At 50.0% G+C, this 7,208-nt stretch carries 8 protein-coding genes and 1 pseudogene; 4 read left to right on the plus strand and 5 right to left on the minus strand.

Annotated elements, in window-relative coordinates; all coding sequences use genetic code 11:
• The 3 genes and pseudogenes from HOK28_06550 to HOK28_06560 all read right to left on the minus strand — a co-directional run bounded on the left by HOK28_06550 (position 1) and on the right by HOK28_06560 (position 2,320).
• A pseudogene (locus HOK28_06550) lies at positions 1-178 on the minus strand (hypothetical protein).
• Between the two features lie 3 nt (positions 179-181).
• Entirely contained in the window at positions 182-1,195 is a 1,014-nt protein-coding gene (locus tag HOK28_06555) for a hypothetical protein (protein MBT6432733.1), read from the minus strand.
• 438 nt (positions 1,196-1,633) lie between these two features.
• Complete coding sequence (locus tag HOK28_06560; GenBank protein MBT6432734.1) at positions 1,634-2,320, minus strand: hypothetical protein; 687 nt, start codon at positions 2,318-2,320, stop codon at positions 1,634-1,636.
• Positions 2,321-2,593: 273 nt separating this feature from the next.
• Here HOK28_06560 and HOK28_06565 point away from each other — a divergent pair, with 273 nt between their 5' ends.
• Both HOK28_06565 and HOK28_06570 read left to right on the plus strand, forming a co-directional pair.
• Positions 2,594-3,061: a RidA family protein gene (locus tag HOK28_06565; GenBank protein MBT6432735.1), complete on the plus strand. Its 468-nt coding sequence runs from the start codon at positions 2,594-2,596 to the stop codon at positions 3,059-3,061.
• Positions 3,062-3,192: 131 nt separating this feature from the next.
• Positions 3,193-3,981, plus strand: coding sequence for a hypothetical protein (locus tag HOK28_06570; GenBank protein MBT6432736.1), 789 nt, complete (start codon positions 3,193-3,195; stop codon positions 3,979-3,981).
• Here the strand turns inward: HOK28_06570 and HOK28_06575 are convergent.
• Entirely contained in the window at positions 3,978-4,820 is an 843-nt protein-coding gene (locus tag HOK28_06575) for a hypothetical protein (GenBank protein MBT6432737.1), read from the minus strand. The two genes, HOK28_06570 and HOK28_06575, sit on opposite strands and share 4 nt — an antisense overlap.
• Positions 4,821-4,935: 115 nt before the next feature.
• Positions 4,936-5,121 carry a hypothetical protein gene (locus HOK28_06580; protein ID MBT6432738.1) on the minus strand — a complete coding sequence of 62 codons (186 nt, stop codon included), beginning with the start codon at positions 5,119-5,121 and terminating at the stop codon, positions 4,936-4,938.
• A 45-nt stretch (positions 5,122-5,166) separates the two neighbouring features.
• Between HOK28_06580 and HOK28_06585 the strand changes: the two genes are divergently transcribed.
• Together HOK28_06585 and HOK28_06590 are read left to right on the plus strand one after the other, a co-directional pair.
• A complete protein-coding gene (locus HOK28_06585; protein MBT6432739.1) occupies positions 5,167-5,544 on the plus strand; it encodes a hypothetical protein in 378 nt (125 codons plus the stop codon).
• A gap of 45 nt (positions 5,545-5,589) precedes the next feature.
• Entirely contained in the window at positions 5,590-7,053 is a 1,464-nt protein-coding gene (locus HOK28_06590; GenBank protein ID MBT6432740.1) for a DUF1566 domain-containing protein, read from the plus strand.
• Positions 7,054-7,208: the final 155 nt, after the last annotated feature.

A 7,208-nucleotide genomic window follows, 5' to 3' on the forward strand; every position in this document is an offset into this window, starting at 1 on the left:
CCATCTCCAATGGACCTTGCCTAGAGACCAAAGAAACAACCAAGAACAAGAGCGCGGTAAGAACGTAAATCTTCCAGCCCCAACCAAATAACTCGTCGGTGGTCACCTGCTTGTTCAGCGAGGCTACAATCACAACCAAGAGACAAGGTCGAAGAACAACGCCGATGCTACCAGACATTAGTCACAACCACAGGTTTGTGTTGCTGGTCGTATGAATCGCAGTTTCATCCTTGGTGAGTCCATAACCCTTCTTTGTTCCTGACGCATAGCTGATGAGAGAACCGGTACCATTCCATGAGTAAACACTCTGCTGCGTTGGGCCGGGCTGATTTGTGTCATCATCAAGTGTAAGCGCGAAACCAGCCTCTGGTTCGAGTCCACGAAAAATCATCGCGTCACGGCTCCAACGCCGACCGTTGGGATCTTCCAACACATTCACATCGTAGTAGCCATTGCTTGAACCACCCCAACCCCAATTGACATGAAACTTGCCCGCGTCATTGTAGCCATCGATGACAAACGCATGTCCAACGTTTTCATCCGTCTTTTGAGCCATATGCAAAACCGGGCGACCTTCGTCGATTTCTGCACGAATCACATCTGCCCACTCCGCATCACTATAACCAAAGGCGCTCTTCGAAATCACCGACATGTTACGACGGGAAATATTGTTGTAGCCCCAGTTGTATCGAAAAGCATTTTCAACCTGTTTACCAGTTGCGGAAGACCCCTCACCATTCCCAAATTGGGCGTTCAGTGACACAGCGACGTGATAGATAAACGTAGCGGTTGCATCAATTTCGGATTGGGTTGCCCCATCAAGCGACGCCGCCATGGCAGTGTAGTCATAGCTGTGGCTGGGAAGGTCGAGATAGAGTGTTCTACCTTCCACATCTGGATGAACCAGGCCGCTATTGTCGAGCCCATAGGAGACCTCTTCGTTCGCGTGATTCTGATACTGGTAGTAGTAGAGAATTTGTGCCGACGCTATGGTTGTACAATCCGGATAGGTAAGCTCACCGTTTTGTGTCGGAGTTGCATTTTGATACGCACCGCCTTGTCCCCATGTTGTACCAAGTAATGGGTCCACGCCAGCATGCGCCGGCAAGATGCCAGACACCATGAATAGTGTCACCAGGGTGCACCGAGTGACGAATTCGGTGATTTCAAGGTTGAGGGTGGTTATTTTCTTCATAATCATATTCCTAAACAAAACAGGTCCAATAGGAGTGGCCACACATTGGCAATGCCCCAGCCCCAGAGAGCAAACAACGTGCCATAATAATGGCCCGCCCTATAAACCCCACAACAACTGTAATCCCAATAACTTGCAGATTAGGCTGGATGACACGCCCGCCATAATATAGACGTTTCGAACCATTATTTTGGTTGAAACCAAAAATCAAAACCAAGAGCCATATTGAGCAGCAATGTATATAGGTTGGCCTTGGGGACCGTGGGTAATCAGTTTCGTGGCCGCGAGTTATTTACCGAAGCGCTCAAATGCCATAACGGACTGCTTGGAATTCTACTTTGGATACCGATGCGATACGCCAGCGAGTAAAAACAAGCAGGCGCTCGTAGCAGGGGCGCGGTCGTTGAGGCTTTGGCTTATCATCTAAGCCATCAATGGCTATGCAGGGCGCTTGGCCATCCACAGCGTGTGGGTGCCGCTGCCATCTTCAGTGGGCCGGCCTTTCTCAGTATGAGGCAAGACCTCTACTTCGAACCGGCTTTTGTTAAGGCGCTGAGTTAGCTTGGAGTCGGGTGCTGCTGACCAGATGCCAAGCACGCCTCCTGGAATAAGTGAATCGTAGGCTGATTGAAGGCCTTTAGGTGAATAAAGCCATCCATTGTACGGGCGTGTTAAAGCCTCCGGGCCATTGTCCACATCTAACAAGATAGCGCTCCAAGGCTTTTCGCTTTTCTCTACGAGGTCGCCCACATCTCCCGCATAGACTACGGCTCGGGGATCTTTAAGTGGGTGCTTGGCGATTTTACTTAAGAGTCCCTCATTCCAGCGCACCACGGCTGGTATGAGTTCCGCCACGGTAACCTGACCGTTTTCACCAACGCGGCGCAAAGCTGCGGCCAAAGTGAAACCCATGCCTAAACCGCCGACGAGAATACGGGCATCTTCCAAATGGTCGAGACGGTCACAGGCCCAATCGGAGAGCGCGTCCTCTGAACCATGGAGGCGGCTGCTCATGAGTTCTCGGCCATCAACCTGAATGACGTATTCCGAGCCTCGGTTCATGAGATAGATAACTTCCGTCTCGTCAGGAACGCTTTGGTGGTCAAGAATTTCCCAGGGGCGCATCGTTAAATCTCCACATAGTGTTTTGGTCTAAATCAAAGTAGACCGGGTGCAGCAGGTACTTGAAAACAAACGTGAAAACAACCGGAACAACCGGAACAAATGAAGCAATAATATGTGTGCTTGGCCTGCGAAAAGCCTTGGTTTGTAGCCAAAAAACCGCATGTTGATGTTATCAGGAACTTTTTAAGGGTAATCGAAAGCACCGAGTGGGACCATTTGAAACCCTCTCGCCGAGAGGATATGCCTGCTTGGCCAATTACCTGGGAGTTTTACATGTCTGGAAAAATCGAAGCACGCTTAAAAGACCTTGGAATCGTATTACCACCTCCGGCCAAACCGGCCGCCAATTATGTGCCCACCGTACGCACTGGCAACCTGGTTTACGTGGCTGGGCAGGTGCCTATGGTCGAGGGCAAGTTTGAGTACCAGGGCAAGCTTGGCAAAGATTACTCTGTTGAAGAAGGGCAAGCATGTGCTCGGTTGGTAGCCACCAATGTGATTGCGCAGCTTAAAGAAGCTTGCGGCGGCGACTTAGACCGCGTGCGCCAAGCGGTGAAGCTCAATGGCTTTGTGAACTGTACGCCTGAGTTTGTAGAGCAACCTCATGTCATCAACGGCGCTTCAGAGCTAATGATTGAAGTGTTTGGCGATAATGGTCGCCATGCACGCTCTGCGGTGGGCGTAACCAGTTTGCCCTTTGGTGTGGCTGTAGAGATCGATGGTGTGTTTGAGGTAGAATAAGGCTATTTGAGGTTCAATTGGTCTAGTTTCGCAATACCGGTTTAAAATATTTTTCCCATTTCTCATTTAGGGGCTTCTCAATTCGCGGTAATCCGATAGGGCCATTTCGACCCCAGAGAAAGAAGCCGCCTATGAAACGCCGACACTTACTTGAGTTCAACGAACGCTCTGAATGCCCGAAATTTATCCGCGACTCGGTGGTAGAGACGCTGGGTATGGGGCTACGGTTCATCAAAATGGGCAATATTATAGGGCCGCCCTTCGCAGAATTTATGCAACGGGCCAAGGTTTCCAAGGTGCTTGATTTGTGCACGGGCACCGGTGTGCCGGTGAGTCTCTTAGCGCAGTGGCTTAAGGACCACGGGGACCAATCGCCTAAATTTCTTGTTTCGGACCTTTTCCCAAATCATGAGTCGTTCGAGGAAATTACGAACCAAGATGATTTGGATATCACAAGTGTTGCTGAGTCGGTGAATGCACTGGATGTAAACCCCGAACTCGAGCACGATACACGAACCATCATCAATTCGTTTCATCACTTTACGCCGGCCATGGCCGAGGCTATTTTGGAAGATACGGTTCAAAAAGACAAAAGCATCTTTATTTATGAGGGTTTTCGACGCGACCCCATGGGCCTTGCCCCAACAGGGCCTTGGATGACTCTAGCGCTCTTGGCGAACCCGTGGCTTGCGAAGCGGTCGAAGTTTCTGAAAATCGTATTTTCTTTTATAATTCCCATCATTCCACTGATCGCAATGTGGGACGGATTTGTGAGCACGCTTCGGATTCATTCACAGGAAGACTTGATGCAAATGGTCTCGAAGTGGCCCCATTATGAGTGGAACTACTCAGAGCATCCCTATGCGCGGGGTGGTCGAGCCGTTATCTTTTCGGGTAATCCGAAAAATGAGCAGGCTTAAGAAAAAATTGAATTAAAGAAATTCTTGATGGGTGTCGTAATAGTGTCCCAGATTCTTGAGGCTCCTATCTTGGCGGTCACTGCTCCCACTTCTCCAAGGCCAATATCGTCGGTAGGGCGGGCGCTCCAATTTTCCGGATACTTTCCGTCTAGCCATAAGTCTTTGATGTCATCGTTGGTAAAGTAGCGCTCTCCACCTCGGCTTGGGTCTTCGCGGCCAAACACTTGAAGCATAGCCGACATCTCCAGTGTTTCAATGGTGGTACCCTTTAAGCCGGGGTCGACCTTGTTAAAATGCGACATAGCGTCGCCGAGATGGCTTGCGTAGAGCCGGTCGCCTTCCCCAAAGCTTAAAAAGGTATCGAGCTTGTCGGGGTCTACTTTGGGGTCGCGGATGCCTGTGGAGCCCGAGTGGTCGAGATTGGAATCTCTTAGGTTAAACAAATTGAAGGTATCTGGAAGTTTGTCTGTATCGTCTGCCACTTTCACAAGTGCACTGCGAACCGAGGGCCCCAGTCCCAAAGTGCCCAGAGCTTTGTCCAGGTCTTCCATTTTTATGGTTCCGTCGTTCTCGGGCTTGAGGTCGCCATTGTTATAAAGAGACAGGAGAGCAGGGCAGGGAATCTTGTCGGCGTTGACTCGTTCGCGGTATTCCTGAGGAATGCCTTCGGAATGCTCAAACGGATTGACGGGTCCTTGCTTTTGGGCCTCTTTATTTCCAGAGGGTCCGGTTGTGGAAACTGTCCCTATGGGATTTTGGTAACCAGGGACAGAATCTGCAGTTTGTGCAGTGGAGGTTGTAGATACGGGTAGCCCCGTGGATTGTGGAACTTTAGTCATTTTGATCTCCCCCGGCATTGGTATCCGTATTAGTAAGGTTGTGACGCGTTAAATACAACCCATTGGGTGAGAGCAGGTTGGAGCTCACCGGTTATTTGAATGAGCCGTTATCGATTCAATCAAAGTATTGATTGTACCCATCGCGGTAGAGATTCACCACCACCGGATTATCAAGCGAACTCACCGGCGCGGGAATGCGCTTCATATCATTTGGAAAGGTAAATAAAGTGGGCAGTAGCTCGCTCGTGAGATAACGGGCCGATGGGTGGACTTTGAGCTTTGTCACATCGATGGGTTGCATGGAAGCGACCACAAATCCCTAGGTGCCAAATGACGGAACCACCGTGTGATACGGGTAGGTGGTGAGTTTGCGCGGCTGCTCCGGGGAACCAAAGCGCGCAGCTTCCATGGTGGTCACAATAGACCAGTAGGCGGCGCGAGAGCGAAATGGGCTGGTGCATTGAGCTGCCTAGTCACATCAGAGGCTTGTAATTCCACCAGCACCGGCATTCGGCCTCATTGCGGTGATGGAAGCCGCACCGATGATGAAGTCTGCGATGAAGGCTCTCAAAACAGCAATATCTACAACGACAGTTTAACCAATCGTGAGCGCTGCAATTTAACGTGTGATGGATACCGGGCGCATTGTGGTGACGGTGTGGTTGAGCCGCGCGGCGGATGTTTGTGTTTATGCACAGGCAAAAGCTTGAGAGTTCAAGGCTGAAGTGGCAAAATGGGTGCGCTGGTTTTTCTTGGGGGAAATAAAAAAATGAGTCTGAAGAATATTGCTGCATCCATGTGTTTGTTTTTCTTTTTAACTGCTTGTGGGGCAGGTGAGAGTGAAACGTCATCTACGCCAGAGGGCCAAACCGCAGGTGATTGCACCGATGAGGCGGATAACGACGGTGACGGCGATTTTGATTGCAATGATTCAGGCTGCGCCGGTGCACCAGCATGCCAGGAAGAAGCCTCTGATAGCAGTGACGCCTCTGACGCCTCTGACGCCTCTGACGCCTCTGACGCCACCGACGCCACCGACGCAACAGATAGCAGTGATGCAACCGACCCCGAACCTGTTTGCGGTAATGGAACAGTTGAGGAAGGTGAAACCTGCGACGATGGCGCCGCCAATTCAGACCTATGGTCTCAAGCGCCGCATTGTAATTCCAGCTGCAGTGGCAACGCTCCCCATTGCGGTGATGGCGCTAAAAACGGTTCAGAAGATTGCGATACGGGCGGGGTAGACACTCTTGCTTGCAATGCCACATGCACTGACTCTCTATGTGGTGACGCCTATGCAAACGCCGCGGCGGGTGAAGAATGCGATGATGGCAATGCATCAGAAACAGATGCCTGTTTGCCTGGTTGTATTGCTGCAACTTGTGGCGATGGGTTTACTCATGAGGGTGTTGAGGCATGTGATGATGGGAATGGTGATAATAGTGATTCATGCGTGACAGATTGTACTTTAGCTGTTTGTGGTGATGGGTATATCTATGAAGGTGTTGAGACTTGTGATGAAGGCTTAAACAACACTAATGCTTATGGAGGTCCCGGCCGTTGTAATCTTAGCTGTATTGGTTCAGCGCCTTATTGCGGTGATGGTATTCAAGACAGCATTGAGGAATGCGACGACGGTAATACAAGTGACGGTGATTACTGTTCTGCTGATTGTTTAGAGGCAACTACAATATGTGGCGATGGGATTGATAATGAAGTCTGTCATAATGGAGATGGTACCATAACAGATTCCGCCAGAGGTATTACTTGGATGGCCTGCGCTCAAGGTATGACTTATAATGCTGCGGGCAATACCTGCGATGGTAGCTATTCTAACTTCCAATATTGCGGCGCAAACGACAACAGCTGCAATGGCGGCGTAAGCGGTGGCTTGCTAGATGGCGGCGGCAACAGCGAAGCATGGGATACTTGCGACACTTTAGAGTTTGCCGGCTACACTGATTGGCGAGTTCCGAATATAGAAGAATTGGCCAGCCTGTTAAAATGCAATGACGGGCCGCTTGGGTATCCTGGTCGAACAGAATGCGGCAGTGGTAATTATACACAACCCGCCATTGATACGGCGCTTTTTCCTAATTTCCCAACAACAACGCTTTGGACGTCGGCTTCCTACGTGGTTAATTCCCTCAACGCCTGGCTCGTCGACTTCAACTACGGCTTCTTCTACAACTTCAGTAAGGATAATAGTCTTTCTGTGTTGTGTGTGCGTTGAGTGTGGTCGTGTGCTCAGACCCTAAATTTGCTCCTTTGCTCCTTTGATAATTTGTTCCTTTGTCCCTTTGTCCCTTTGTCCCTTTGTTCCTTTGTTCCTTTGTTTTCTTGTTTTCTTGTTTTCTTTAAAATCACGTCATCTTAGAATTTAGCAGA

It is taken from the genome of Deltaproteobacteria bacterium (assembly GCA_018668695.1).
Taxonomy (GTDB): Bacteria; Myxococcota; XYA12-FULL-58-9; order XYA12-FULL-58-9; family JABJBS01; genus JABJBS01.